Source organism: Leucobacter viscericola (assembly GCF_011299575.1).
Taxonomy (GTDB): domain Bacteria; phylum Actinomycetota; class Actinomycetes; order Actinomycetales; family Microbacteriaceae; genus Leucobacter; species Leucobacter viscericola.
Genome location: NZ_CP049863.1, coordinates 3,013,089 through 3,038,525, shown reverse-complemented (window position 1 = coordinate 3,038,525; position 25,437 = coordinate 3,013,089). Strand labels below are relative to the sequence as shown.

Sequence of the window (25,437 nt, the reverse complement as noted above, 5' to 3'; positions counted from 1 at the left end):
CAGTTACCCCTTCTCGGCACGCTCCGAGATGCGCAGGTCGAGTGGAAAATCTACCGGCACTGATCCGAACATGCGCCTCCCGGCGGTCACCGCTGTTTCAGCGACAACCTCAGCAACCTTCTCTGCAAGTTCGGCCGGTGTATGAACGATAATTTCGTCGTGCAGAAAGAAGACCAGGTGCGGGCGACGCTCAAACATCACCCCGGAGGCCGTGGCCGGCCGCGTGTCTGTCGCCTCACCGAGATCCATTAAGCGCGTGCGCAGGTCGGCGATCCAGGCAAGCGCCCACTCCGCGGCGGTTCCCTGCACCACAAAGTTGCGGGTGAACCGGCCGAAGTCACGCGCAACCCGGCGGGCCCGATCCTCGTCTCGCGAGGTAGCATTCACGCCGTTTGCAACCGCCTGTACCTCGGCCCATTCGGCTCCGGGTGGTGGCGAGGTGCGCCCCAGCCAGGTTGAAACGGTTCCGCCGTGTTCGCCGGTCTCGGCGGACTCATCTACCAGGCGCATAGCCCGCGGAAAACTGCGCCGCAGCCTCGGCACCAGCCTCCCGCTGTCACCGGTTGTTGCTCCGTACATGGCTCCGAGTACCGCAATTTTTGCTTCGTCTCGTGTGGCAACGGCACCGCTGGCGACCACACCGGCGTACAGGTCTTTGCCGCGACCGGCCTCCGCCATCGCGTGATCCGTCGACATCGCGGCCAGCACGCGCGGCTCAAGCTGCGCTACATCAGCGCTCACAAAGAGCCAGCCGGGATCCGCACGCAGCACGGGTCGCAATTGTCTGGGCAGCTGCAGCGCACCCCCGCCACTCGAAGCCCAGCGCCCGGTCACCACACCTCCGGGCACGTACACGGGACGGTAGCGACCGTCGCGCACCCACTCGTCCATCCAGGTCCACCCGTTGGCAGTGAACAGTCGCGCTAGCTTCTTGTAGCGCAACAGCGGCTCAAGAGCGGGGTGCGAGTGCTCTGCTAGCTCCCACTGCGAGGTGGACGACACCTCAATCCCCGCGTTCTTCAGCGCACGCAGCAGCTTCGGCGGCGAATCGAGGCTAGCTTGGGGGTCGCCCAGCGCAGCCCGAACCTCTTCTGCGACCTCCACCATTCGCTGCGGCTTCATGCCGCTAGCCGGCCGCGCCCCCAGCGCTTCTCGCAGCAATCGATCGTGCTCGGCGATGTCCCACGGCACCCCCGCGGTACTCATTTCGACCGCGGCAAGGGCTCCCGCCGACTCGGCCGCAAGCAGAAACCCAAGCCGCGCGGGCTCCGCGGCAGTGGCCAAGGCCTCACGCTGCCGCGCGAATTCGGCGAGCGCCTTTTCAATACCGTGGGGCACCGAGAGAGTTGAGGTGCGTTCAAGCTCGAACAGAGCAAGGCCGCGTGGTTCAGGATCGGGCACGGCCGCGGCGACATCCCATTCTTCAGCCGCGCGCAGTTCGTCTGCCCGCTGAACCGACGCAGCGTTTCGAAGGATCGCGTGCGACAGTCTCAGGTCCGTGCAGCGCGCGACCCTCACGCCCGCCTCAAGCAGCGTCGGATACCAGGTTGGAGTATCGCTCCACACCCAGCGGGGCGCCGCATTGCGTTCCCGTTCGGCAACATACTCCGACAGCTCGGCGAAACTCACGGTTTGCATCGCACCGCGTGAGCCGTCGGCTTGAATATCAACGGCAGTTACGCGACCGTCAACACCGCGCCCAAGCACACACCAGCGCACGGTGAGCGGAGCAGGATCGGTCATATGTTTAGGCTACTGGCAGCCTCCGACATTGTGGTTGCCCACGCAGAACGAAGGCCTCGACCCTCGGCACAAGCTCAAGCTTGCGCAGAGAATCGAGGCCAGCTCGCCGCAACCGGGGAGTCGTCGCGACGCTTAAAGCTCCTGACAGCATCGGGAGCGAACCGCGCCTCCCTTTTGGGAGGCTTGGCGGTTCAGACCTACTCGGAGATACGCTCTCCGCCACCGGCTACGGTCGCGGTGTCGCTCTTGCGCCTGCGCAGAACCGCGACTCCGGTAACCGCGGCACCAAGAAGCACGATTGCGGTACCGGCGGCAAGGAGCATCGAGAAGTCCCCTCCGGTGGTGGCTAGCTCGACAGTCGCGGGAGATTGCTTCGGAGAACAGTCCACACCGGTGCAACCCGGTTTCGGGGTTGGCTTCGGGGCCGGAGACGGCGTCGGCTTCGGGGTCGGTTTCGGAGTCGGCGTCGGCTCAGGATCAGAGTCTTCGACACGCACAAATCCCGCGTCGATCGTTCGGTCGATAAACGCCGCCTGCACCCCATCAGCCGCATCCGACTCCGAGGTTTTACCAACACCCTCTCCAAGCAGCACGACGTGGCTCAAGCCGGTCGAGACATCGGCCACCGAGTCGAGCCCCAGATGCACGGTCGCGCTCGGCTGTGTGAGCTTGAAGCCATCCGGTGCCTCAAAATGCACAACGTATTCGCCCTTGAAGAGCTCATCGAAATGGTAGGCCCCGTTCGAGTCGCTCAGCACCGGGGCGACGGTGTTGCCGTTGGCATCGGCGACAGCGTTTCTGGCCGCATCTCGCAGCGAGACTTTCACACCGCCGAGCGGGGGTTCACCGGCGTCTTGCACGCCGTTTCGGTTCAGGTCGTTCCAGGTGTAATCCCCAATTGCGAAAGTGGGGTCGTCCAACGGTGAGAGCACCTCGGTCGCGGTATTCACCAGCGAGAATCGATACGTACCGCCCGCCACGATGACGGCGTCGACCTCAGACTCGTCGGCCGAGAGCGTCACGCTGGGGTTGGCGTTTGTAGAGAACCGGGGTGTTCCCCACTCGACGTCTACCGGACCCGAGGGCCTGACCTCACTCAGGTGCACGGTTGTGCCCGCCGGAAGGTTGCTCACGCCCTTTGCTTCTCCGCCCGCGGTGAGCTGTAGCGTTTCCGCACGCGGTGCACCGCCGGGTTCCGTGATCACAGCGTCGACCTGAAACTCGGTGTCGACAGGAATCAGGCCCGCTGCGTTTCCTTCAAGCGCTTCCTTCGCAACGACAAAACCACCGCGCTCATCACCGCCCGCCGATCCGCCACCGATCGTGCTGTAGGTGATGGTCTGGGTTCGTGTTGTGCCATTAATCACCGCCGTGTTCTCAAAGACGTCTCCCACAATTGCGTTCTCGGGATGGTCGATGGTGGTCACATAGGTGAAGCGGTAAATGTGGTCTTGCGCGATGGGTTGCTGCATCGAAATGGTGAAGGACTGCGGTCCCGTTGGGTCGACACTCCACTGCGACTGGTCAACGTCGCTCCACTGGTGGGCACCCCAACCGGAGGCCGTGGCCTCGATCGACTTTGCGGTGGGTGCGTTCGCGCCCGATGTCACAAGCGTCAAGCCTGCAGCAAAAGTGTCTTCAATGAGTAGCGGGTTTGCCGTTCCCACAAAGTCTCCCGGCACATCGACGTACCAGGTAATTGCCGTCCGCTCGGGATCCGTCCAAAACGCCCACTTACCGGGTGTCGTCGGGATCGGCCCAAAGTTTGGGGGTTTGATGCCGGAGTCAGGCAGTTTTACCACCACAACATCGTCACCGAGCTTAACCTCGACAGTGTTGTCCGAAGTGGCGGTGAGCGTCTGCATCTCGATCCACAGCGAGCCCGACACCTTGTCGTGGGTGTCAACGTAGTCACCGAGCACGCAGGTGATCTTTGGGCCGACACTCGCGGTGCCCGGAGTGAGCGTGCACACACCGGCTGATTCAGGGCTGCCTGATCCTGCCGTCGATCCAACCGTCAACGGCACCACGCCGCTCGCAAACTGGAAGTTCTGAGGGAGCGTCATGCTGAAGGTGTCTCCCGACACCGCGCGCATGCCCTCGAGGCTCCAGTTAAAGGTGACCTTCGAGTTCTCACCAACGAGCAGGGGCGTATTTGGATCGATGGAATTCGTGAAGACGATCGAGGAGGCATCAATCGCTTCCAACTGGGCCGCCTCGGCACTTGCCACGGGCGAAACCGTGCCCGCAACGATGATGGCAATGGCGCCCAGCGCAACTCCTACGTTGCGGAACCGCTTTACCCAGGGCTTCGACGCTCTGAACATTCTAAATTCTCTCCCTATTATTCAACGAGGTAGCCGTGCGCAAAAGCTAGCTGCGTGGGGGTCCGCAAGATCGTTCATGAGCCTGGAGTCGTCAGGCCCCGATCCCTAGCTTTTGCGCACGGGTACACGATGGAAGACGTGGAGAAATTCGAAATCTAACGCGTTTTCAAAAAATTGTTGAGTCGCTGCGGGCGAGAGTTCAGGCAACCCGCACTTCGTCGCCAATGCGAATAATGCCGCCCCGACCGCTCGGCAGCAACAGTCGCCCGAGTGTTGGCTGCTTCTGACCGATTCCGCGCGTCAGAGTGGTGAGCACCGGGGCATCTCGAACACCCGTGTCGGGGTTCGCGTGTGTGGCCAGGCAGCGCACGATTGGTCCCTCGGTCGAAAACGTGACCTCACCGATGCGCACCTCGCCAGACCACTCGAGTTCCTGCCACGCCGGAAGCCCCTCGATAACCAGGTTGGATCGAAACCTGCGGCTATCTACAACTGACCCGAGTTCCGCCTCAAGCGCGTCCACACTCGCTTGACCGTGCACGGAAACGAACCCTCGCGGCCGATCCTGAAACCGAGAAGTAATGCCATCCCCGACAAGCACGAGTGGCAACCGCCCCGGCCCGCGCAACCGCGCTCCCTCGGGAGTAGACCTGACGTATTCGGTGACCGCCTCTGACATTTGCGCGCGACCGACTTCGTCGAGGCCGGCCTCGATGAGTTCGGCGTCGCCGTGCATGATGCGTACGCGGCGTGCGGCGTAGTCATAGCTCAGGCGCAGGGCCGCCAACGCGGGGAAATCTTGCAGCGCGAGCCCTTTGGATTTGGGCCAATACTCCAGGCCCTCGCGATCCTCGGGCTCCGCAGCACGCGCAAATCGAAACGCGAGCACGCGGTCCCCCTCAACGCGGCCGTCGGGCTGCACGGTGAGGGACTCAAGGGGTTCTGCCGTGAAACCTTTGACTGGGTATCGAGTGAGAGCAACGACGCGGGCCATACATGTATCTTGCCCTACGCCGATCCCGCAACAGCCCTAGGCGAGTCGTGCGTCCCAGAACTCACGCAGCTGTTCGCTCTTGCGGAACACGATCGTGTCCCACTCTTCATCAGTGGTCGAGGAGTCAGCAAAGTCAGAGGGAATTTTGAACACCTGAAGTGGCACGTTGAAGCGCTCGCACACACTCGCAAACGCGTAGGTTTCCATGTCGACGAGGGCGGCGCCCAACTCGTGAATGTGCGCTCGCTGCGCATCATTCTTCACAAACACATCACCGGTCGCAATGGTGGTTGTGTGATCCGGCAGGATCACCTCGCCGGCCGGTCGCAACTCGGGTGACGGGAGTGAAAAGTCGTGCTGCACCGCGCCCGTCACCTGATACACGGTGTTGAGGTCAAGGCGGTGCTGCCCCTCGCCCACCACACCGGCGGTGCCGAGCACAACAACACGATCAACACCATTCGCTGTTTCAGATTTCGGATCCCGCGCGCCGAGAGCCTCCGCCAGCGACACGGCCGCGTTGATCTTGCCAACACCCGTCACAATATGGGCGACATCGGCGAAGGCAGTCGCCTCGTCGCGGTGCGCAAACACCAGGAGCGTTGAGTTGTTCGGCATTAAAACTCCCGAGTTTGAACGTGCTTGCAAGAAATTCTGTCTCAAGCCTAGCGCTCATCAAGAAAGTGTCGTACACTGATCTGTTGAGTACGCTTTTGAACCGCGTGTTTTTCGCAGGAAGCCTCGCCCCCGACTTTTATCCAGAGACGGGTGAGACGGGCAGGGCCCGGCAGAATCACTCCAACTCCGCGAGAGTTCAGCATAGCTCAGCTTGCACGGCTTGACGTTTGGTCTTGATCATTCAGTCGCCGAGCTAGCAGTTCAGAGTGCGCCCCAGCGCACAGCAAAACGACGCCCACAGAATGGGCAATCGGCAGCTCGCCGCTCAGAAAAGCTCGGGCCGCCATGTGCACCTCGTGCACGAGGAAGGACCATCATGAAAAACTACAACACCAAAAACCGCCCGGCCGGCCGCAAGTCCGCCGTGCGCACCAAGACCACAAACAACGCAGTGCGTTCCATCTCGGACGGCACTGCTGTCGCCGCGGCTCGCACGCTTCGCACCCCGTACCACTCGCTTGGCGGCGAGGACGGCATGCAGATTCCCGCTTGGGCTCAGCACCGCTCGGTCTACCGGGCTGCGGGGCGCACGCTCTACCTGGTTGAGACCGATCGGGTTGACGACGCAAAGCTCGACCTGAAGCGGCTTGACCGCGCGGGCTGGGACGTGCAGGTGACCGAGGACCCCACGGGCCCCATCACCCGCATCGCGCTGACCCGCAAAGAGCTCGCTCAGGCGGCATAAGCAGCGCAGTCGCACTCACCACAATCCGGTGGTGCCATATTGATAGTTGAGCAAAGTTCAACTAGCAATATGGCACCACCGGATTTGTTACGTCATGCTTCGCCACCCAGAATCCGGCTCGCTACACTTGGCGCATGAGCGATGTTGAGCTGGCAGAGGTTGAGAGTTTCTCCCTCGATCACACCAAGGTATTGGCCCCCTATGTTCGCCTGATCGGAGTCGAGCACGGCCCCAAGGGTGACGCGATCTCGAACTACGACATTCGCCTCGTGCAGCCGAACGCGGGCGAGATCCCGACCGCGGGCCTACACACCATCGAGCACACCATCGCGGCACTGTTGCGCACCCGCTTCGACGGCCTCATCGACATCTCCCCCTTCGGGTGCCGCACCGGATTCCACCTCATCGCCTGGGGTGAGCCCACGCCAGAGCAGGTCGCCGCAGCCATCAAGAGTTCTCTCGAGGATCTCGTGGAGCGCATCACCTGGGACGACGTGCCAGGCACGGACGCCACGAGCTGCGGCAACTACCGCGACCACAGCTTGCACTCCGCAAAGGAGTGGTCGAAGCAGGTGCTGGATCAGGGCATCAGCCTAGACGCCTTCGATCGCTCAAGAATCGCGTAGATCCTTAAGCAACCAGCACGTCGAGCGCCGCGGTGAGCGCGCCGTCGACCGCCTGGGTCACGATTTCGCGGTAGGGATCGTAGCCGCCCATCGAGTCGTCCTTTTCTGCCAGCGGATTGCCGTCGATCGCAAACACGGCGCCCGATTCGATGCCGTGAAGTGAGGCGATCACAAACAGGGCGGCGGCTTCCATCTCAACCGCAACCACACCGGCACGCTGCCACATGCGGTGATCGATTCCGGTAATCACGTCGCTCGGGTAGAACATGTCGCCGGTCAGCACAATGCCGCTGTGCACCGACAGGCCGGTCGTTGCGGCCGCATCACGCAGCGCGATCGTCAGTTCGGGTGTCGCAATTGCGGGAAACTCGGTTGGCACGAGCTGGTGGCTCACTCCGTCGGCGCGCACGGCACCCGTCGCAACAACAATCGCCCCGTCGACAACCTCTGGCTGAATGCCACCCGCCGTACCAGAACGAATGATTCGCGTTACGCCACCGCGGGCAAGCTCTTCAAAGCAGACCGCCGCGCCCGCAGCGCCGACGCCGTGAGAAGCAACGGTCACGGGAACACCGCGGTACGAACCGGCGTACACGTGGTACTCGCGATTCGCGGTGAGCTGGCGAACATCGTCGAGCCGCTCGGCGACCCGAGCCGCTCGGCCGGGATCCCCCACGACCAGGGCCCGGTCGGCAAGGTCGGCTACACGGGCGCGCAGCAGAGGGAGTTCAGCGTCGGAGGGAAGTTTAACGGGTGACATGCGTGGGCCTTTCAAGGGTCAGTATGTTGATGTGAGTCAGGATCGGGTCTCGGCTCATCGCCGAGCTCCCCTGCGTTTATAGGTAAGTGCAAGCTCGAAGAAAAGCCGCATCGCGTCAGTCGGAATCGCTTTCGACGGAGACAGCACGATGGCGCGGGTTCCCGAGTAGTTCAGGTCAGGATACGAACCCCGAAAGTCGGAGATCAGCGAGGTCTGGCAGTGCACAAACACACCCACTTGAGCGTCCTCGAACGGAGCAAGCCGGATCATTGTGCCGCTCTGTGTCGCCTCGGTGAGATAGCTTGGCTGACCCCATTTCAGGGTCTCCGTGAGCGCACCCACACCATCCGTCGCAGCGGCAACGTCAAAAATCAGTTCTCGCAGCTGCAACAGCGGAGCGCGAACCGCGGCATCGTAAGACTCAAAGGCCTCGCGAACCGCGGGATCGCTCAACTCAGTCACTGTCATGCCCCTGCACCCGCAACGACCGCAGCGCGAATCCGCTGCCCCGCAACAACCGCACGACGTCGAATCGCAGCCGCGTCAAGGGTGAGATGTGCGCCATCGGTGTAAACGTGGTGGCCCCCGATAAACACCTCTCGCACGTCGGCACCTGTCGCGGCAAAGCCGATGTGTGAGACGAGCGCCGCAGCGTCGAAGGGAGTCGCAGACGAGCCCGTCACATCGAGCGAGATAACATCGGCGAGCATGCCCACCTCAAGTGCGCCCGTCTCAGCAAAGCCCAGAGCCTCTGCCCCACCGCGGGTCGCAATATGCACGACCTCAGAGGACCGCACGATCGCGGCATCCTGACGAACACCACGGTGCAAGATCGTGCCGGTTTTGATCTCCTCGAATAGGTCGAGACTGTTGTTGCTCGCCACGGAGTCGGTGCCGAGCGTCAGGCGAACCCCCGCCTCGATCATTTCTGGCAGCTTCGCGATTCCGTTACCGAGTTTGAGGTTCGAAACCGGGTTGTGGCTCACCGCTGTGCCGGTGCGCGCGAACAGCTCAATCTCGCTGTCGGTCAGGTGAACACAGTGCGCGGCAAGTACCTCAGCCTCGAAGAGCCCTACAGAGTCGAGGTGGTCCCCCGGTGTCGCACCATACTGCTCAAGGATCTGTTCGACCTCTGCGGCGGACTCCGAGATGTGGGTGTGGATCGGAATGCCGCGCTCGACCGCCCGGCGCGCAATGTCGCGCAGAAACTCGGGCGGGCTGGTGTACGGCGCGTGCGGGCCGTAGGCGATCCTAATCTGCGGGTCACCGGCGTACTGCTCAGCGAGCGCTTCGGTCGCGGCGACGGCATCGTCGCCATTATTCGAAGAGACACTCGGAAACCCGACGATCTCGGGTGCGAAGGTCGCGGGGGCCGCCATCACTCGCATGCCGGCCGAGCGCACGAGTTCAATCAGTTCCGCATCCCAGTGGTACATGTCGGCGAAGGCGGTCGTGCCGGTTTCGATCATTTCGACCATGGCGAGCTGCAGCCCGAGCGCAACGTCTTCATGAGTGAGGTGTTGCTCGTGCGCCTGCACAGCCGCAAGCCAGGGCATAAACCCCTCGTCATCGGACACACCACGCAGCAGCGTCATCGCCGAATGTGTGTGCCCGTTCACGAGGCCCGGCATTAAGACCTGGCCCACCAGATCTTGCACCATCGCGTCACTCGGGATCGCGGATTCAGGCCGCACGGATCCGGCATACGTAATCCGCCCTTCGGCGTCAAAAGCGAGCTCGGCGCCAATAACCACACCGTTCGGGGTCAACATTGCGTCGGCTCTCAGAATTGTTTCGGCCATGGCGTTCTCCTTGTTCCTCTGCGTTACCAACCGGGGGTGGCGAGCATGCCACCATCCACGGCAAGATCTTGCCCTGTAATAAATGACGCCGCGGGTGAGGCCAGCAGCACACACGCATTGCCGATGTCGGCGGGAGTGGCGAGGCGACCCAGCGGGGCGTTCGCCTTCCAGCTTGCGACTCCCTCTGGCCACGCCTCTTCCAGTCCCGGGCGCTCAACAAGCCCGGGCGAAACCGTGTTCACTCGAATGCCCTCGGGCCCGAGCTCAAGCGCCGCGGCACGCGCGTGCATCACCAGCCCGGCCTTCGCAGCGGAATAGTGCGCGTGTGCGACAGCGGGTCGGCTCGCCTCGATTGATGCGATGTGGGTTATCCAGCGGTTGTTTGGGCGGTCAGGATCGGCGTCGCGATCCTCACCCATCACTACAGCGGCGGCCCGAGACAGTTCGAACACCGCACCCAGGTTTGTGCCGAGCACCTCGTCCCACTCCGCGCGGCTCGTATCGGCGAGCAGGGAAAGCGGCTGAACACCGGCATTGTTCACAAGTCCGTCAAGACCACCAAGCGCTCGGGCAGCTTCGCCCACGAGCGCCTCGGCGGCTCCCGGCTCGCTCAGGTCTCCCCGCACCGCCACGGCATCTGAGCCGTGCTCTCGGAGCTCTTCCACCAGAGCAAACGCAACCTCCACAGAACCCGTTGTCGTTCCGCGGTAGTGCACCGCCACCCGCGCGCCCGCCGCCGCAAAGCTGCGAGCGATCCCGCCCCCGACACCGCCGGAGGCCCCGGTAACCAGCACCCGCTGCCCCGAAAGTTCTGGCAAGCTGCTGTCTCGCCGCGTCATATCAGCTCCCTAGTCTCCGCTGGCGCGTGGAGTAATCGCGCAGAGCCCGCAAAAAATCGACCTCGCGCAGGTCGGGGTACAGCGCCTCAACAAAATAAAACTCCGAGTGCGCCGACTGCCAGATCATAAAGTCAGAGAGGCGCTGCTCGCCCGAGGTGCGAATCATCAGATCGGGATCGGCCTGGCCTCGCGTCCAGAGGTGCTCACCGATGGTCTCTGGTGTGAGTCGCTCAGCGAGGGTGTCAATGGACCCGCCCGCCGCCTGATGCTCAGCAATAACGCTGCGCACGGCCGCGGTGATCTCGCTTCGACCGCCGTACCCCACCGCGAGGTTGATGTGCAGACCCTCGTGCTCGGCGGTCTTTGCCTCGGCCTCCGCGAGCGCTTCCGAAAGCTCAGAAGAAAGCCCCTCGCAAGAACCAACGTGCTTCACACGCCAGCGCGGATTTTCGGCGAGCAGCAGTGCAAGCTCCGCGACGATACCGAAGAGATCTTCCAGTTCTTCGCGATCCCGCGCGTTCAGGTTGTCTGCTGACAGCAGGTACAGGGTGACAACCCCAATACCCTCTTCTTCGCACCATCCCAGAAACTCGGGAATCTTGCGGGCACCCGCGCGGTGTCCGAATGCAGCCCGTTCTTGCAGGCGCTGCTTTGCCCAGCGACGGTTTCCGTCAACGATCACAGCGATGTGGTGCGGGACTCGGTCGAGATCAATCTCTCGCCGCAGCCTGCGCTGATACAGCCGGTACAGCAGGCCGGTGCGCTCGGGCTTTGGCTGAGTGTTCATCCTGATGATTCTATCGGGCGGGCGGGGATCGAAGCTCCGAGTTACACCCGCAACCCCACTGGGGAACTTCTACATGTATGCAACTTCAGATTTGTGGGCAACGTACACTCAGAGCATGACCTCTCATGGTGCTCCCGAGCCCAGCGAACGTGCCTTCCCCGAGCCCGATGCGCTCTCGCTGCCGCTGCTTGAAGATGAGCTCAGTCACGCTGCCGACGCTCCCGCGGCCGCAGATCCCGAGGTCAAACCCCTCTGGCGCGGTTGGCTTCACGCGGGCACCTTTCCCGTCACCATTGCAGCCGGAATAGTGCTCATCTGCCTCGCGCACGGCCCGGTGGCCAAGTGGGCGTCGGCGGTCTACATGCTGTCGAGCATGCTGCTGTTCGGAAACTCTGCGCTGTACCACCGCATCAATTGGCGACCCGAGGTCAAGCAGGTGTTCCGCAGAATTGACCACGCCAATATCTTCGTGCTCATTGCGGGGAGCTACACCCCTCTCGCGCTGCTCGCGCTGCCCTTCGATAAGGGCATACTGCTGCTGGTTTTGGTGTGGATCGGCGCGCTGCTCGGAATCGGCTTTCGGGTGTTCTGGATCAATGCCCCCCGCTGGCTCTACGTTCCGCTGTACGTTCTACTCGGCTGGGCCGCGATGATGTACATCGTCGATATCGCTCACGCCAACCTCGCAACGATGGTCCTCATTGTCGTTGGCGGACTGTTGTACACGCTCGGCTCGGTTGTCTATGGCTTGAAGCGCCCAAACCCCTTCCCCGGCGTCTTCGGCTTCCACGAAATCTTCCACGCACTCACGGTGCTCGCTTTCCTGTGCCACTGGGTGGCGATTCTGCTCATTGCGCTCGATCCGGTGTATCTGCGGTAGTTACCCGTAGTTGCATGCCCCACGGTCACTGGCAGCCCAGCAAAATGGCGCTTAACGCCTGGCGTTATTAACGCAGGACGTTATATAATGCCAATGTGATCAGATCGTTCGGTAGCAAAGACACTGAGCGATTGTGGCGGCGTGAGCGAGTGCCATCGATTGACCCACGCATCCATCAGGTGGCGTTGCGAAAGCTTCGCCAGGTGGGATCGGCAGAGTCCCTCGACGACCTCCGAATTCCACCGGGAAATCGACTCGAACAGCTCAGAGGTGACCGAGCCGGTCAATACAGCGTAAGAATCAATAACCAGTGGCGGATCTGCTTCGTGTGGACCGACACTGAACCAGAGGAGGTTGAGATCGTTGACTACCACTAACAAACTCGAGCCCGTCCATCCCGGTGAGGTACTTCTGGTCGACTTCATTGACGGATTCAGCATCACGCAGAACAAGCTGGCTGTGTCTATTGATGTACCGCCGCGGCGCATCAATGAGATCGTGCATGGCAAGCGTGGCATTTCCGCAGACACCGCCCTCCGGTTGGCCCGTTTCTTTGGAACATCCGCCCAGTTCTGGCTCAACCTGCAAACCCAATTTGACCTCGATCTCGCAGATGACCGCATCGCGGAGCAACTTGCTGCGATTACTCCACTACAGGTTGCGTAACCAACTTCGATTGATCAAGTCACCAACAACCACAGACCCACCGTGGACGAAGAGTTGCTACCGCGGTAGCATTGAGGTATGAAAATCAGCGTTAGTCTCAAGGAGGACGAACTCGCGACACTTGATAGGTTCGTGAAAGAGTCCGGGCTACCTTCTCGCTCGGCAGGACTGCAGCACGCGATCCGACTCTTGAACGGCCCCAAACTCGAGCTCGCCTATGCCACCGCCTGGAACGAGTGGAGCGCCAGCGAGGACGATGAACTTTGGGAACAGACGACTACCGACGGGCTTCCAAGTGCAGCGCGGTGAAATTCGCTTCGTAAATTTCGACCCCTCACTTGGATCCGAAGCGAATAAACGACGGCCCGCTGTCATCGTCAGCAACGATCACGCAAACACAATTGCGGAACGTCTGGGCCGCGGAGTTCTCACTGTAGTCCCGCTCACAACAAACACCGCGCGAGTTTTTCCGTTCCACGTTTTTCTTGAGGCGAGCGAAACAGGTCTCACTCAAGATTCAAAGGCTCAGGCCGAGCAGCTACGCTCAGTGTCGATCGAGCGAATCGGAAAACCCGTCGGCAAGATTTCAACCGCTCAAATGTACGAGCTTGACGAGGCACTTCGCCTCCACCTGGGTTTGTAACCGCAGCGCTTCATCAGAACAAGAGGAGACATCAATGAATCCCAACCTCGATCTCGCCGTTGAACGCGTCATTCGCGCACCCCGCGCCGCCGTATGGGACGCGTGGACCAGGCCTGACCTGTTCGCACAGTGGTGGATCCCCCAACCCTACCTGTGCCGAGTCGAGTCGTTCACGCCGAAAGCCGGGGGCGGATTCGTCACCTCAATGAGCGAGAACGGGAAAGAGTTCGGCCCGCACATGGATGCCGCGTTCCTCGTGGTCGACCGGCACGAGCGTCTGGTGTTCACAAACGCGGTGGACAGCAAGTTGCGCCCTGCGTCACCGGCTCCGGTTGCAGTGACCGGTGAGGTTACCCTCTCGGATCACCCTGATGGCACCCTGTACCGAATCGTTGCGCGACACGGCACCTCTGAAGCGCTTGAACAGCACAATGAACTCGGCTTGTTCGAGGGGTGGACCTTCGTCACGGAGCAGCTTGCCAAGCTCGTCGAGGTATGACGGGAGCTACCCCCGCAATACCTCAAGTACTGCTGCACCGTAACGTTCCAGCTTCACGTCTCCGATGCCAGAAATCGCGAGCAGTCCCGCGTCGTCGCTGGGCAGATGAGCTGAGAGCGCCGCGAGCGTCGCGTCACTGAAGACAACGTAGCCGGGAACTCCCTGCCGTTTCGCCTCCTCCGAGCGCCAGACGCGCAGGCGCTCAAACACCTCGGCCTGTTCGGAGGTGAGATCGGCCGCCGCGGCTGACCGCTTCGCACCAGCGCCAGATCCTGAACTCGAAGAACCGCGCACCGCACGCCCGCTGCGCCCGGCCCGCACAACCACCTCTTCACGCATGTGCACCTCGGTCTCACCCCGCAGCACGGGCTTCGCGGCTTCAGTCGGTGCGAGCACACCCCACTCACCTTGCGCCTCAAGTAAGCCGACTGCGAGCATGTGCCGCACCAGTCCGCGCCACTGCGCAATCGACCAGTCTTTACCGATGCCCCACGTCGAAAGCTCGTCGAGCCGCATTTGTGTCACGCGCTCGGACGCCACACCGCGCAGCACATCGATGTGCTGACCAGCAGCGTACGTGCGGGATCGCTCGCGCTGAGTGCGAATAACTGTTGAGAGCAGCATTTGCGCCGGGATTGTTGCGTCCCAGAGGTGCGGCGGGTTCAGACACACGTCGCAGTTGCCGCAGGCCGCCACTCCGGTCTCACCGAAGTAGCGCAGCAAAAACACGCGCCGACACTCAACACCCTCGCAGAGTGCAAGCATCTGGTTGAGATGCCGCGTCTGATTCGCACGGGTCGCGGCGTCACCGTCCCCCGACTCGATCATCTGCCGCTGCTGCACCACATCGGCAAGGCCGTATGCGAGCCAGGTTTCGGAAGGCAGCCCGTCTCGGCCGGCGCGACCCGTCTCTTGGTAGTAGCCCTCGACCGACTTCGGCAGGTCGATGTGCGCAACAAAACGAACGTCGGGTTTATCGATCCCCATACCAAAGGCAATCGTGGCCACCACAACGACCCCGTCTTCGCGCAAGAAGCGGGTCTGCGCTTCGAGGCGCTGCGACGCAGGCAACCCTGCGTGATACGCAACCGCGTCAACGCCCGCGGCGCACAGGGCGGCAGCGGTCTGCTCGACCCGCTTGCGGCTGAGCGCGTACACAATTCCGGCCTCGCCCGAGTGCGAACCTCTCACAAAGTCGATCAGCTGGGCACGCGCGTTCTGCTTCGATTCGATGCGGTAACGAATATTCGGGCGATCAAAACTCGCAACAAAGTGCTGCGCGTTGCCGAGGTGCAGCCGCTCGGTAATCTCGCGGTGTGTCTCGGGAGTCGCCGTCGCCGTGAGCGCGATCCTCGGCACGTCCGGCCAGTGTTCGGCGAGCGCTCCGAGCCGCAGGTAGTCGGGCCGAAAATCGTGGCCCCACTGCGACACACAGTGCGCCTCGTCAATGGCAAAGAGCGCAATGCGCCCACGATTCAGTAGTTCGACAGTGCCCGGAGCTGCCAGCCGCTCAGGGGCGAGATAGAGCATCTCCAGCTCACCCGCGGCATACGCTCGTTCGACCTCGCGCCGATCCTCCATGCTCATTGAGGAGTTCAGGGCCGCCGCGTTCACCCCCGCGAGCCGCAGCGCGGCAACCTGATCGTGCATCAGCGCGACAAGCGGGGAGAGCACGATGCCCGTCCCCTCCCGAATCAGCGAGGGGATCTGAAAACACATCGACTTGCCGCCGCCCGTGGGCATCAGCACCACCGCGTCGCCTCCAGCGACGACGTGCCGAACCACGGCCTCCTGCTCACCGCGGAAGCTGTCGTACCCAAACACCTCAGACAGCACCTGGAGGGGGTCTCGCCCTAGATGCGCAGAAGCGCCACCAGCAGCGGCAACGGCGGGATTCGGGATCGAGACAGCCCCTGCCCCGGTCACAACTAGGTCAGGAGGCGGCGCACCCCAGGCTTCACCGGGCCAGCGTTCGACGTCATCGAACGCACCGGATCCTGGATCGGAACCCCACTCACCACCCGCCATCAAAAATCAGCCACGCGGCTCGGGATCCTGAGCCTCTCCCGCTGCGAGCTCGTTCGCGATGTCTTCACGAATCTCTGAGCGGTAGGCATTACGACGCAGACGCTTCACCAGGCTGAACCCGAGCAGGATGATGGCACCAGCGAGCACCGCCACCATCACAAACCCCGCGACCCCGGGGGTCACTTTGTCGGGATCAAACTCGGCGTTCTTCTCAGCAATCCACATCATTTGGTTCATCAAAGTCACGCGGTCTTCTCCTCAATCCCCTGAAACAGATCTGCTTCAAACTCGCTCGTCGCAACTCGCGAGGCCGCGAGTCGGTAATCCTCAAACGGCCAGGCCTGGCGCTGCAGCTCGTTTGGCCAGAAGAAGAACGAGCTGTCTGGGGCCACCTGGCTCGCGTGTGCCCGCAGCGCCTCGTCTCGACGCTCGAAGAAACGACCGACATCGATCTTGGCGGTGCTGCGGTTCGGGCGGCGAGACATCCACTCGCGCATCTCAGCGAACTGTTCGATCAGCGGTGACTCCGGCTCGTGCTGCAGCAGCCACTGGTACACCGACTCCATGCGCTCAGCGTTAAAGATCTCTTCGTAGTAGAGCTTCTTAATAGCCCACGGTTCGCCCGCGTCGGGGTAGCTCTCCGCGTCACCAGAGACGTCCCAGGCAATCTTGCTGACCTCGTGGCAACGAATGTGGTCAGGGTGAGGGTAGCCACCCTGCTCGTTGTACGTGATCATGACGTGCGGACGAAACTCGCGCACGATCCGCACGAGTGCCTCCGCCGACACCTCAGCGGGAATATCTGCGAACGAGCCAGGGGGCACCGGATCGCCCTCGTCTGGCAGCCCCGAGTCCTGGTAGCCGAGCCACCGATGCTCAAAACCAATGATGTCGCGCGCTCGCGACATTTCATCGCGGCGCAAACCGGCAAGGTCACGACGGCTCTTGGGGTCGCGGGAGACCAACTCGTTCAAGACGTCCCCGCGCTCGCCACCCGTGCAGCTCACGATGAGCACCTCAACACCAACGTCGAGGTAGTGCGCGTATGTCGCGGCACCCTTGCTGGACTCGTCATCGGGGTGCGCATGCACCGCGATCAACCTGAGCGTCATCCGCTTCCTTTCACAAGTGCCTCCCGGAAGTTCCCGGTACGCTGGCGGTGGCATCTAGTTTAGCTTTGTTCACATCGGAGGAACCCGTGTCACAGGCCGCCTCCCCGGCAGCGCCCCCACTCGACACTGACGCGACCGCAGCTGACGCTTCGGTTTCTGCGTCGGGCGCGACCACTCAAACCCTCGAAGATCGTTACGGTCGCGGCAAAAAACGCCGTGTGGATCGCCGTTTCGCTTGGATCGCCGGCGTCACACTCGTCGTTGGTGGCCTTGCTTTTTTGGTCTTTAGCGGTTGGGAAAGCTCGAACCAGGTTCAGGCGCAAGACATCGTGTTCAAAAAGACCGGCGAGTTTTCGGGCACGATGAAGTTTGAGGTCACGGCTCCGCCGAACACTCCCGTCGCCTGCGTCGTTGAGGCGCTCAATACTTCAAAGGCACCCGTCGGTTGGAGCGTCGTAGAGCTACCGGTGAGCGAAAAACGCATCACCACGGTCAACGCGCCCGTGCGCACGGTTGGCCCTGCAACCGCCGCCTACGCAAAAGAATGCTGGGTCGTCGAGCGCTCCAAGTAGGTTTCGAGCAATTTCGAGTTGTTTCGACATACTTGCGAAAATGCGACCGCTAACAATCTCCACTGATATTCTGGATCGCGCGCCCTGACATCGTTAGGGCGTTGCGCTTATCCCGCGCGGCACTCCGCGCATACTCTGAAATGAGGATCGACCATGGCCGAACCCACGCAGACCTGGCTGACGCAAGAAGCTTACGACCGACTTAAGGGTGAGCTTGATCAACTGACGGGGTTTGGTCGAAAAGACATCGCTGCCCGCATCGAAGCGGCGCGCGAAGAGGGCGACCTGAAAGAGAATGGCGGTTACCACGCCGCTAAAGACGAGCAGGGCAAGATGGAGGCGCGGATCCGCGATCTCGAAGAGCTACTGAAGCACGTTGTCATCGGTGAGGCACCGAAGGCGCAGGGTGTTGTTGAGATCGGCACCGTCGTTACCGCAGAGCTGTTCGGCGATGAAGAGCGCTTCCTGCTCGGCAGCCGCGAGCTCGCCGACGGCTCAGACCTCGACGTCTACAGCGCCGAGAGCCCGCTGGGAGCCGCGATCCTCGGCCTCAAGATTGGCGAGAACGCGAGCTACAAGGCCCCCAACGGCAACGAGATCGCGGTTAAGATTCTCGCCGTCGACACCTACACACGCTGACCCAGCGAGACCTGTCGGCTAGTACTTCTCGCCGACACGCACTGAATACCCGGCGTCTCGCAGCGCCTGCACAACGGCATCGCCGTGTTCAGGCCCGCGGGTCTCAATGTGCAGCTCCAGCTCAACCTCACTGATTGGCAGCTCTGTCGCGTGCCGCGTGTGGATCACCTCGACCACGTTTGCGTTGTTCTCGGCCACGATGGTCGCGGTGCGCACAAGCTGGCCTGGAATATCAGGCAGCAGGATTCGCAGTTTGAGGTAACGAGCAGCAGCCGCGAGGCCGTGTCCGATGACCCGCTGCAGCAGCAGCGGGTCGATGTTGCCGCCGGAGAGGATCGTCGCGGTTACACCGGTGGCCTCGATCTTGCCAGCGAGCATCGCCGCGACGCCGGAAGCTCCCGCTGGCTCAACAACGAGTTTCGCGCGCTCAAGCAACAGCACGATCGCACGTGCGATGTCGTCGTCGCTGACCGTAACAACCTCGTCTACGTAGTCGCGAATAATCTCAAAGTTCAGTTCGCCCGGTCGAGCCACCGCGATGCCGTCGGCGATCGTGGGCTTCGTGGTGATGGTGACCGGTTCACCCATGCGTAGCGAGTCTGGGTAGGCGGCTGCGTTTTCTGCCTGCACCCCGATAACCCGCATCGGGCGCCCCTCACGGGCGGCAATAAGCTTCGCCACCACAGCAACGCCGGCGATCAGCCCACCGCCACCGATCGGAACCACGAGGGTCTCGATGTCGGGAGCCTCGGCGAACATCTCGAGCGCGACAGTGCCCTGCCCCTCGATCACAGCTTCATCGTCAAACGGGGGCACAAAGTGCGCCCCGGTCTCACGCACAAACGCCTGCGCGGCCTCGTTGGTCTCGTTGAAGGTGTTACCGTGCAGAATCACCTCGGCGCCGTAGTTGCGTGTTGCCTGCAGCTTCGGCAGTGCAACACCCAGGGGCGTGAAGATCGTAGCTTTGATGCCGAGCTCTCGTGCCGCAAACGCCACACCCTGGGCGTGGTTGCCCGCGGAGGCAGCGACAACACCGCGTGCCTTCTGCTCATCACTCAGCTGCGACAGGTGGTTGTAGGCACCACGAAGCTTGTAGGCCCCGGTGCGCTGCAGGTTCTCGCACTTGAGGTAGACCTGCGGCACCCCGAGCACATCGGCGAGGAAGCGTGAGGATTCCAGCGGCGTACGCTGCGTAATCTCGTGCACCTTTTTCAGCGCACGCTCGAAGTCTTCGAGGGCGGGAGCGGAGGTTTGGATCATGAGTTTCCTCCCTTGCGCTGCAGGCGCGAGACGATGCGAGCTCGATGTTTAGCTTTTTGGTGAATTTTTGCGCTTCGATGGTAGTCGGCAACCGGATCTGTTCCGTGGGCCCACTCTTTACTCACCAAAACATTGACGATCGAGTTGGCGGCCGCCGCGAGCGGCACTGCAAACAGCGCACCCGGGATCCCGGCCACCAGCGCACCGGTTGATACCGCGAGCACAACACCCAGCGGGTGCACCTTCACGGCGCTGCCCATGACGAGCGGCTGCAGCACGTGCCCCTCGATCTGGTTGACGAGGATCACAACACCCAGCATCACGAGCGCGTTCACCGGCCCGTTGTAGATCAGGGCGACAAACGCGGCTAGCAGGCCGGTCGAGATCGCACCGAGGAACGGGATGAAGGATCCGAGGAACACCAAAATACCGATCGGGATCGGAAGCGGCACGCCAAGCAGCGCGGCGCCAACGCCGATGCCGACTGCGTCGACAAACGCAACAAAGATCTGCACGCGCACGTACTGCCCGACTGAGATCCAGCCAGAAATGCCTGCCGCGTCAACTGGGGCGTGCGCCTTGGCAGGCAGGAAGCCGAGCACCCAGTACCAGATGCGCTTGCCGTCAATCAGCATGAAGATGAGCGAAAACAGCGTCAGCAGGCTGCCGGTGATGACCTGCCCTGCGGTGGTGGCAACACCGAGCGCGCCGCTCCAGATCTCGCCCTGGTGACCCTCGACCGTCTTCATGATCTGAGCGACAAACCCATCGAGCTGATCCGCGGAAAACCCGAAGGAGCTTCCTTCAATCCAGTGCAGAAACTCCCACCACACCTCTTCGGAGCGCTGCGCGAGATCGGAGAATCCGCTTCGCAGCTGCGTCACGATGAGGGTGACGAGAATCCACACCGACGCAATAAACACCGCGAGGGCGATGATGACGCCAAGCCAGCGTGGCGCTCCGCGTCGCTCGAACCAGTGCACGACCGGGTTGAGCAGCGCCGTCAGCAGGATTGCGATGAGCAGGGGGATCACGATGATCCGCACCTGCACGATAAGCCACAAGAACCCCGCGAAGGCAAGACCAATAATAATCAGGCGCCATGACCAGGCAGCCGCCACACGAACGCCAAGCGGCAGTTCATCGGCAGTAATCTCCGGCACCCCGGGTTTGCTCTCGCTGTTGTGTTCTTCCACGACACAATCCTACAGATCAGCGCATGCTCACTCACGCACAGGCACTCAGGAAGCCCTACAGCAGCTTGCCCAGCCAACGCCTCACGAGCCCGTCTTTCGCGGGCGTGTAGGGCGGCATGATGGACGCGGCGAGTGTCTCTGGCATGAGCGGCTTCGAGAGCACCGCTTTCTCATGGCTGAACACGGTGAAGGAACGCTCGCCGTGGTAGGCACCCATGCCACTCGCGCCGACACCACCAAACGGCAGCTCAGGGGCCACCAAATGCAGCACGGGAACGTCGAAGTTCAGCGCGCCCGAACTGGTTTCTCGCTCCCAGCGGCGACGCACTGCCCCGTCGCCCGAGAACACATAGGCGGCGAGTGGTTTGTCGCGACTCGTCACGAAGTTCAGAGCGTCGTCAAGATCCCGAACTTCAACCAGGGGCAGGATCGGGCCAAAGATTTCGTCGCGCATGACGGCGGATTCTCGGTCGACCCCTGTTAGCACGGTGGGCTCGATAAATCGAGTCGCCGCGTCATGGCGACCACCAACAACCACTTCACCGTCAGCGAGGTAACCGGTCAATCGCTCAAACTGCGCATCGTTAACGATGCGCCCATAGTCGGGATTGCGGTCACTCGCGCTTCCGTAGAGCTCGTGGATCGCATCCGCCAGCAGGGGACGCAACTGACGCAGCACCTCGGCCTTACCGAGCACATAGTCGGGGGCTACGCAGGTCTGCCCAGCGTTCATGTATTTGCCCCAGGCGATGCGACGCGCAGCATCTGCGAGGGAAACCGTCTCGTCAACGTAGACGGGTGACTTGCCGCCGAGTTCAAGCGTAATCGGGGTCAGGTGTTCTGCGGCGGCTCGCGCCACGACTCGGCCAACCCGGCCGCTACCGGTGTAGAAAATGTGATCGAAGGGCACCTCAAGCAGAGCGGTCGTTTCTTCAACCCCGCCCTCAACCACGGCCACCGCTCTCCGGTCCAGGGCGTCCGGAACGGTACGAGCGATCAGTGAAGATGTCGCGGGGGCAAGCTCGCTCGGTTTCACCACTACCGCGTTCCCGGCAGCAAGCGCACCGATCATGGGTGAGAGCGCGAGCATCAGCGGGTAGTTCCACGGAGCGATGATGAGAGCGACACCGAGCGGCTCAGGAACGATCTTCGCGGACGCCGGGAGCGCCGCGAGCGGCACCCCTACCCGACGCGGCCGCATCCACTTCGAGAGGTGAGCGAGCACATGGTCGATTTCGGAGACAAGAAACCCGATCTCCGTGAGTTGAGATTCGGTGCCCGACTTTCCGAGATCCTCAAACAGCGCTCGCTCAAACTCTGATCCGCGATCCACCAGCAGCGTCCGCAGTCGGCGCAACTGTTCTCTGCGCCAGGTCTCGGGGCGAGTCACCCCCTGCTGAAATCCCTGTCGCAGTCCGCTTACAATCCCGGGAATCCGCGTAGTCATCGTCGCACTCATGCGCCAAGGCTACTCGCACCCGCCGCGCTTCCCAAGTGTTGACTCAGAAGCCTGCAAACTAACGGTGAAGCGCCGGCACAATCAGGTAGATTCCCACGAGCACAGCGATAACCGAGAAGGTGAAGCAGGTGTAGGCCGCGACAGTCGCCCAGCGTGGACGACCAAGATCGTCCACGTCGTCGTCCTCATCATCGCGTGAGGGACCGTTGGACTCGAGGCTGCCCTCAACAGGGCGCGCAGGGGTCGCGAGGAACCGGATCCCTAGCGAGTAGAGCGCAACAACAAAAACAGCCGAAAAAAGCGCCGCGCCAAAAACTACGAGGAATGCGCCCCAGTCAATCATCATCGGGTCTCCCCCTTCGTATCGCTCTCAGCGCCTGCGTCGGACTTCGCGGCACTCTCTTCGAGCGCCGCCTCTCGCTCCGCTTCGCGCGCAGCAACGTCTTCTCGAGCCGCCGTCTGCGCCACAGTGGTGAGCGGAGGCAGGGTGCCAGTCTCTGTTTTCACTCGCTTAATCTTTGACTTGCGGATCCGCACGGCGTAACCAGATTCAGCAACGTCTGGCACAGCGATGGCGTTTGACGCATCAACCTTGTTGCGGCTTGAGCGCCAGAAGATGAACAGGATGAACCCGAACCCGAGTATCGAGTCAATGATCACACCGACCATTCCCAGGTGCGCGATGAGAGCCGCTACAGCGCCAACAGCGCCGGCCGCGGGAAGCGTGAAGAGCCACCCCGAAACGATGCGGCCAACAGTGCGCCAGCGAACGCTGGAACCACGTCGCCCGAGCCCTGAGCCAATCACCGATCCTGAAGCAACCTGCGTGGTCGACAGCGCAAACCCGAGGTGGGTCGAAGCGAGGATCGTGGCCGCGGTACTGGTCTCGGCCGCAAAACCCTGTGCCGGCTTCACCTGCGTGAGGCCTGCGCCGAGCGTGCGGATAATGCGCCAGCCACCCGTGTAGGTACCGATAGCGATCGCGAGTGCACAGGTGATGATGACCCAGAGGTGCGGGCCGGTGTTCGCGTCCTGCAGATTGGCCGCGACGAGCGTGAGCGTAATAACACCCATCGTCTTCTGCGCGTCATTGGTGCCGTGAGCGAGGGCAATCAGCGACGATGAGGCGATCTGAGCGTGCCTAAAGCGGCCTCGCCCGTCTTTTTTGCCATCGTTGCGCTTGGTGATTGCATAGGCCACCTTGGTCGCGGTAAACGCAACGAGTCCGGCTGTCAGCGGTGCCGCAAGGGCAGGGATGATGATCTTCGAGAGGAACACCCCGCCGTTGATCGCAGAGAACCCCGCGCCAACGATCGCGGCACCGATCAACCCACCGAAGAGGGCGTGTGAAGAGCTTGAGGGCAACCCGTAAAGCCAGGTCACCAGGTTCCAAACAATGGCCCCGATAAGGCCCGCAAAAATCATCTCGGGAGTGATAAGCACTCCGCCGGAGCCCTCGTTAATGAGGCCCCCTGAGATCGTCTTTGCGACCTCGGTTGAGAGGAATGCACCTACCAGGTTCAAAATTGCGGCGAGTAACACCGCGGTCTTTGGCTTCAGCGCACCGGTTGCGATGGGCGTTGCCATCGCGTTTGCGGTGTCGTGAAAGCCATTAGTGAAGTCAAAAAAGAGTGCCAGCACAATGACCAGCAGCACGACGATGGTGAGTTCCACCCGGCATCTTTCGTTCGGAGGCAGCGATCCTGAAAAACGCGCAAACACTTCACCAGACAGCCCCCAAACGTTCAGCGGAATCTGGATCAACGCACGCGTCACACTCATGGTTTCACCTAGTCCCAGAGAGGTCAAGCTGACAGCGCGTGTTCACAATTTGTTTACTTGTTTCTTGTTATGTCACCACTCATGCTGAGGCCAGCTTTGCAGCGTAAACTAGCCGATCAACGACCTAAAAGGAGGCCTCAATGAGCACCGCACAGATCAACGACTTCATTCCCGCCGAGGGAACGATCACGATGTTCTCAACCGAGTGGTGCAGCTACTGCAAGCGCCTCAAGCTCATGCTCGACAAAACCGGCGTCGGGTACACCGAGGTCGACATCGAATCTGTTGACGGCACCGAAGAACTCGTGAAGAGCCTCAACGGCGGCGACGCAGTCGTTCCCACGGTGGTATTTCCCGATGGCACGTCAGCCACTAATCCCTCGCTGCGCGACGTGCAGGATCGCCTCGCTGCTTAACCGAAGTTGAGGCGTGCGGCGGCGTAGCGCTCCTCTGGAACCTCTTTCAGACGGTCCGTGATCTCTGCAAAGGGCACCATTTCGATGCGGTCTCCTCGCAGCGCCGCCAGCGCGCCCCACTCTCCGTTAAGGGCCGCGTCAGCCGCAGCTGTACCCGTTCGGGCGGCGAGAACCCGGTCAAACGCCGTGGGCGATCCGCCTCGCTGCACGTGACCGAGCACCGTTGCGCGGGTCTCAACCCCTGCAACCTCCTCGATGAGCGGAGCGAGCACCTCGGCGATTCCACCGAGCCTGGGCCTGCCAAAGCCGTCGAGCCCCTCGCGAGTGACAGCCCGATCAACACCGACAAGCCGGAATCCTTCCGCGACAACCACGAGTGAGGAGCGTCCGCGATCCCGAACGCTTGTCACCCAGTCGCAGACCTGTTCAAGCGTCTCCGGGTACTCCGGCAGCAGCATGACCTGCGCGCCACCGGCCATACCCGCGTGTAGTGCGATCCAGCCCGCGTCGCGCCCCATCACCTCGAGCACCATGCAGCGGCGATGCGACTCCCCCGTGGTGCGCAGTCGGTCGATCGCCTCAGCAGCGATAGACACCGCGGTATCGAATCCGAAAGTGTAGTCGGTACCCGCTAGATCGTTGTCGATGGTTTTTGGCAAACCAATCACGGGGATGCCGGCTTCGCTCAACATGCCCGCAACGTTCTGAGTGCCGTTGCCACCGATCAGCAGCAACCCGTCAAGCCCGTAGGAGGCGAAGCGCTCGCGAAACTCGGTGAGGTCGATCTCGTCGCCGCGGCGGCCAGTAAATGGCGCCACCCTGCTCGTGCCGAGGATCACACCGCCAAGGGGCGACAGTCCACGAACGGCGAGGCGATCCAGTTGGATCCAGTCGTCCTCGTGGAAGCCACGCCAGCCGTCCATAAACCCGACCATCTCAAAGCCGTGCACATCGACACCGCGCAGAACAGCGCCACGAATGGCGGCGTTCATGCCCGGGCTATCACCGCCGGAACAGAGCACACCGAGTTTCATACGCACCCCT

Annotated in this window: 29 protein-coding genes; 11 read left to right on the top strand and 18 right to left on the bottom strand. The window is 62.0% G+C overall.

Translation table 11 applies throughout. The features are described from left to right. Positions 1-3: 3 nt before the first annotated feature. The 4 genes from G7068_RS13155 to G7068_RS13140 all read right to left on the bottom strand — a co-directional run bounded on the left by G7068_RS13155 (position 4) and on the right by G7068_RS13140 (position 5,682). A complete protein-coding gene (locus tag G7068_RS13155; protein WP_166292378.1) occupies positions 4-1,743 on the bottom strand; it encodes a bifunctional 3'-5' exonuclease/DNA polymerase in 1,740 nt (579 codons plus the stop codon). Between the two features lie 197 nt (positions 1,744-1,940). Further along, the gene (locus G7068_RS13150; RefSeq protein WP_166292377.1) at positions 1,941-4,070 is read right to left on the bottom strand and encodes an SdrD B-like domain-containing protein; all 2,130 of its coding nucleotides are present in this window, start codon (positions 4,068-4,070) and stop codon (positions 1,941-1,943) included. Between the two features lie 199 nt (positions 4,071-4,269). Further along, positions 4,270-5,064: an MOSC domain-containing protein gene (locus G7068_RS13145; RefSeq protein WP_166292376.1), complete on the bottom strand. Its 795-nt coding sequence runs from the start codon at positions 5,062-5,064 to the stop codon at positions 4,270-4,272. Between the two features lie 36 nt (positions 5,065-5,100). Beyond that, entirely contained in the window at positions 5,101-5,682 is a 582-nt protein-coding gene (locus tag G7068_RS13140) for a phosphorylase family protein (protein ID WP_166292375.1), read from the bottom strand. Positions 5,683-6,058: 376 nt separating this feature from the next. Between G7068_RS13140 and G7068_RS13135 the strand changes: the two genes are divergently transcribed. Then, positions 6,059-6,427, top strand: coding sequence for a hypothetical protein (locus G7068_RS13135; protein WP_244304502.1), 369 nt, complete (start codon positions 6,059-6,061; stop codon positions 6,425-6,427). A 134-nt stretch (positions 6,428-6,561) separates the two neighbouring features. Then, positions 6,562-7,053 carry an S-ribosylhomocysteine lyase gene (locus G7068_RS13130; RefSeq protein ID WP_205881302.1) on the top strand — a complete coding sequence of 164 codons (492 nt, stop codon included), beginning with the start codon at positions 6,562-6,564 and terminating at the stop codon, positions 7,051-7,053. Positions 7,054-7,057: 4 nt separating this feature from the next. On the opposite strand, the gene G7068_RS13125 is transcribed toward G7068_RS13130, so the two are convergent. From G7068_RS13125 to G7068_RS13105, 5 genes are read right to left on the bottom strand one after another with little or no spacing between them, the layout of a single operon-like run. Further along, positions 7,058-7,813 carry a nucleoside phosphorylase gene (locus G7068_RS13125; protein ID WP_205881301.1) on the bottom strand — a complete coding sequence of 252 codons (756 nt, stop codon included), beginning with the start codon at positions 7,811-7,813 and terminating at the stop codon, positions 7,058-7,060. Positions 7,814-7,867: 54 nt separating this feature from the next. Then, on the bottom strand, positions 7,868-8,275 hold the full coding sequence (locus G7068_RS13120) for a DUF1801 domain-containing protein (protein ID WP_205881300.1): 408 nt from the start codon (positions 8,273-8,275) through the stop codon (positions 7,868-7,870). 2 nt (positions 8,276-8,277) lie between these two features. Beyond that, positions 8,278-9,615: an amidohydrolase gene (locus G7068_RS13115; protein WP_166292373.1), complete on the bottom strand. Its 1,338-nt coding sequence runs from the start codon at positions 9,613-9,615 to the stop codon at positions 8,278-8,280. A gap of 23 nt (positions 9,616-9,638) precedes the next feature. Beyond that, the gene (locus G7068_RS13110; RefSeq protein ID WP_166292372.1) at positions 9,639-10,454 is read right to left on the bottom strand and encodes an SDR family NAD(P)-dependent oxidoreductase; all 816 of its coding nucleotides are present in this window, start codon (positions 10,452-10,454) and stop codon (positions 9,639-9,641) included. Position 10,455: 1 nt separating this feature from the next. After that, positions 10,456-11,241 carry an isoprenyl transferase gene (locus G7068_RS13105; RefSeq protein WP_166292371.1) on the bottom strand — a complete coding sequence of 262 codons (786 nt, stop codon included), beginning with the start codon at positions 11,239-11,241 and terminating at the stop codon, positions 10,456-10,458. 115 nt (positions 11,242-11,356) lie between these two features. Between G7068_RS13105 and trhA the strand changes: the two genes are divergently transcribed. The 6 genes from trhA (at position 11,357) to G7068_RS13075 (ending at position 13,929) form a co-directional block, all read left to right on the top strand. Continuing rightward, positions 11,357-12,121 (top strand): PAQR family membrane homeostasis protein TrhA, encoded by a 765-nt coding sequence (gene trhA / locus G7068_RS13100; protein ID WP_166292370.1) that lies wholly within the window; start codon positions 11,357-11,359, stop codon positions 12,119-12,121. Between the two features lie 95 nt (positions 12,122-12,216). Beyond that, complete coding sequence (locus tag G7068_RS13095; RefSeq protein WP_166292369.1) at positions 12,217-12,498, top strand: type II toxin-antitoxin system RelE/ParE family toxin; 282 nt, start codon at positions 12,217-12,219, stop codon at positions 12,496-12,498. Beyond that, a complete protein-coding gene (locus tag G7068_RS13090) occupies positions 12,485-12,787 on the top strand; it encodes a HigA family addiction module antitoxin (RefSeq protein WP_166292368.1) in 303 nt (100 codons plus the stop codon). The genes G7068_RS13095 and G7068_RS13090 overlap by 14 nt, the downstream gene beginning before the upstream one ends. Positions 12,788-12,865: 78 nt before the next feature. Then, entirely contained in the window at positions 12,866-13,096 is a 231-nt protein-coding gene (locus tag G7068_RS13085; protein WP_166292367.1) for a ribbon-helix-helix domain-containing protein, read from the top strand. Then, positions 13,083-13,430 carry a type II toxin-antitoxin system PemK/MazF family toxin gene (locus G7068_RS13080; RefSeq protein WP_280116201.1) on the top strand — a complete coding sequence of 116 codons (348 nt, stop codon included), beginning with the start codon at positions 13,083-13,085 and terminating at the stop codon, positions 13,428-13,430. The genes G7068_RS13085 and G7068_RS13080 overlap by 14 nt, the downstream gene beginning before the upstream one ends. A 34-nt stretch (positions 13,431-13,464) precedes the next feature. Then, complete coding sequence (locus tag G7068_RS13075; protein WP_166292365.1) at positions 13,465-13,929, top strand: SRPBCC domain-containing protein; 465 nt, start codon at positions 13,465-13,467, stop codon at positions 13,927-13,929. A gap of 6 nt (positions 13,930-13,935) precedes the next feature. Here G7068_RS13075 and recQ read toward each other — a convergent pair whose 3' ends face one another. From recQ to mca, 3 genes are read right to left on the bottom strand one after another with little or no spacing between them, the layout of a single operon-like run. Beyond that, positions 13,936-15,957 (bottom strand): DNA helicase RecQ, encoded by a 2,022-nt coding sequence (recQ, locus tag G7068_RS13070; protein ID WP_205881299.1) that lies wholly within the window; start codon positions 15,955-15,957, stop codon positions 13,936-13,938. A 6-nt stretch (positions 15,958-15,963) separates the two neighbouring features. Beyond that, entirely contained in the window at positions 15,964-16,203 is a 240-nt protein-coding gene (locus G7068_RS13065) for a hypothetical protein (protein WP_166292364.1), read from the bottom strand. Next, complete coding sequence (gene mca / locus G7068_RS13060; protein ID WP_205881298.1) at positions 16,200-17,069, bottom strand: mycothiol conjugate amidase Mca; 870 nt, start codon at positions 17,067-17,069, stop codon at positions 16,200-16,202. Before mca ends, G7068_RS13065 begins: the two co-directional genes overlap by 4 nt. An 86-nt stretch (positions 17,070-17,155) precedes the next feature. On the opposite strand from mca, the gene G7068_RS13055 reads away from it, so the two are divergent. Beyond that, complete coding sequence (locus tag G7068_RS13055; protein ID WP_166292363.1) at positions 17,156-17,641, top strand: DUF4307 domain-containing protein; 486 nt, start codon at positions 17,156-17,158, stop codon at positions 17,639-17,641. 153 nt (positions 17,642-17,794) lie between these two features. Beyond that, complete coding sequence (gene greA, locus G7068_RS13050; RefSeq protein WP_166292362.1) at positions 17,795-18,280, top strand: transcription elongation factor GreA; 486 nt, start codon at positions 17,795-17,797, stop codon at positions 18,278-18,280. Between the two features lie 18 nt (positions 18,281-18,298). On the opposite strand, the gene ilvA is transcribed toward greA, so the two are convergent. From ilvA to G7068_RS13025, 5 genes are read right to left on the bottom strand one after another with little or no spacing between them, the layout of a single operon-like run. Further along, a complete protein-coding gene (gene ilvA, locus G7068_RS13045; protein WP_166292361.1) occupies positions 18,299-19,540 on the bottom strand; it encodes a threonine ammonia-lyase in 1,242 nt (413 codons plus the stop codon). After that, entirely contained in the window at positions 19,537-20,736 is a 1,200-nt protein-coding gene (locus tag G7068_RS13040) for an AI-2E family transporter (RefSeq protein WP_166292360.1), read from the bottom strand. Before G7068_RS13040 ends, ilvA begins: the two co-directional genes overlap by 4 nt. A gap of 55 nt (positions 20,737-20,791) precedes the next feature. Beyond that, complete coding sequence (locus G7068_RS13035) at positions 20,792-22,195, bottom strand: aldehyde dehydrogenase family protein (RefSeq protein WP_166292359.1); 1,404 nt, start codon at positions 22,193-22,195, stop codon at positions 20,792-20,794. Between the two features lie 58 nt (positions 22,196-22,253). After that, the gene (locus tag G7068_RS13030) at positions 22,254-22,541 is read right to left on the bottom strand and encodes a hypothetical protein (RefSeq protein ID WP_244304501.1); all 288 of its coding nucleotides are present in this window, start codon (positions 22,539-22,541) and stop codon (positions 22,254-22,256) included. Then, entirely contained in the window at positions 22,538-23,869 is a 1,332-nt protein-coding gene (locus G7068_RS13025; RefSeq protein ID WP_166293175.1) for an inorganic phosphate transporter, read from the bottom strand. Before G7068_RS13025 ends, G7068_RS13030 begins: the two co-directional genes overlap by 4 nt. A gap of 248 nt (positions 23,870-24,117) precedes the next feature. On the opposite strand from G7068_RS13025, the gene G7068_RS13020 reads away from it, so the two are divergent. Beyond that, positions 24,118-24,393: a glutaredoxin domain-containing protein gene (locus G7068_RS13020; RefSeq protein WP_166292358.1), complete on the top strand. Its 276-nt coding sequence runs from the start codon at positions 24,118-24,120 to the stop codon at positions 24,391-24,393. Here the strand turns inward: G7068_RS13020 and G7068_RS13015 are convergent. Continuing rightward, complete coding sequence (locus G7068_RS13015) at positions 24,390-25,427, bottom strand: 6-phosphofructokinase (protein ID WP_166292357.1); 1,038 nt, start codon at positions 25,425-25,427, stop codon at positions 24,390-24,392. The two genes, G7068_RS13020 and G7068_RS13015, sit on opposite strands and share 4 nt — an antisense overlap. Positions 25,428-25,437 lie beyond the last annotated feature (10 nt).

Excerpts from the sequence above, each read along its gene's own strand:
- G7068_RS13105 (WP_166292371.1), bottom strand. The coding sequence starts at position 11,241 with ATGAACACTCAGCCAAAGCCCGAGCGCACCGGCCTGCTGTACCGGCTG.
- trhA (WP_166292370.1), top strand. The coding sequence starts at position 11,357 with ATGACCTCTCATGGTGCTCCCGAGCCCAGCGAACGTGCCTTCCCCGAG.
- mca (WP_205881298.1), bottom strand. The coding sequence starts at position 17,069 with ATGACGCTCAGGTTGATCGCGGTGCATGCGCACCCCGATGACGAGTCC.
- G7068_RS13150 (WP_166292377.1), bottom strand. The coding sequence starts at position 4,070 with ATGTTCAGAGCGTCGAAGCCCTGGGTAAAGCGGTTCCGCAACGTAGGA.
- G7068_RS13145 (WP_166292376.1), bottom strand. The coding sequence starts at position 5,064 with ATGGCCCGCGTCGTTGCTCTCACTCGATACCCAGTCAAAGGTTTCACG.
- recQ (WP_205881299.1), bottom strand. The coding sequence starts at position 15,957 with ATGGCGGGTGGTGAGTGGGGTTCCGATCCAGGATCCGGTGCGTTCGAT.
- G7068_RS13130 (WP_205881302.1), top strand. The coding sequence starts at position 6,562 with ATGAGCGATGTTGAGCTGGCAGAGGTTGAGAGTTTCTCCCTCGATCAC.
- G7068_RS13140 (WP_166292375.1), bottom strand. The coding sequence starts at position 5,682 with ATGCCGAACAACTCAACGCTCCTGGTGTTTGCGCACCGCGACGAGGCG.
- G7068_RS13030 (WP_244304501.1), bottom strand. The coding sequence starts at position 22,541 with ATGATGATTGACTGGGGCGCATTCCTCGTAGTTTTTGGCGCGGCGCTT.
- greA (WP_166292362.1), top strand. The coding sequence starts at position 17,795 with ATGGCCGAACCCACGCAGACCTGGCTGACGCAAGAAGCTTACGACCGA.
- G7068_RS13115 (WP_166292373.1), bottom strand. The coding sequence starts at position 9,615 with ATGGCCGAAACAATTCTGAGAGCCGACGCAATGTTGACCCCGAACGGT.
- G7068_RS13085 (WP_166292367.1), top strand. The coding sequence starts at position 12,866 with ATGAAAATCAGCGTTAGTCTCAAGGAGGACGAACTCGCGACACTTGAT.
- G7068_RS13035 (WP_166292359.1), bottom strand. The coding sequence starts at position 22,195 with ATGAGTGCGACGATGACTACGCGGATTCCCGGGATTGTAAGCGGACTG.
- G7068_RS13110 (WP_166292372.1), bottom strand. The coding sequence starts at position 10,454 with ATGACGCGGCGAGACAGCAGCTTGCCAGAACTTTCGGGGCAGCGGGTG.
- G7068_RS13125 (WP_205881301.1), bottom strand. The coding sequence starts at position 7,813 with ATGTCACCCGTTAAACTTCCCTCCGACGCTGAACTCCCTCTGCTGCGC.
- G7068_RS13135 (WP_244304502.1), top strand. The coding sequence starts at position 6,059 with ATGAAAAACTACAACACCAAAAACCGCCCGGCCGGCCGCAAGTCCGCC.
- ilvA (WP_166292361.1), bottom strand. The coding sequence starts at position 19,540 with ATGATCCAAACCTCCGCTCCCGCCCTCGAAGACTTCGAGCGTGCGCTG.
- G7068_RS13020 (WP_166292358.1), top strand. The coding sequence starts at position 24,118 with ATGAGCACCGCACAGATCAACGACTTCATTCCCGCCGAGGGAACGATC.
- G7068_RS13075 (WP_166292365.1), top strand. The coding sequence starts at position 13,465 with ATGAATCCCAACCTCGATCTCGCCGTTGAACGCGTCATTCGCGCACCC.
- G7068_RS13015 (WP_166292357.1), bottom strand. The coding sequence starts at position 25,427 with ATGAAACTCGGTGTGCTCTGTTCCGGCGGTGATAGCCCGGGCATGAAC.
- G7068_RS13155 (WP_166292378.1), bottom strand. The coding sequence starts at position 1,743 with ATGACCGATCCTGCTCCGCTCACCGTGCGCTGGTGTGTGCTTGGGCGC.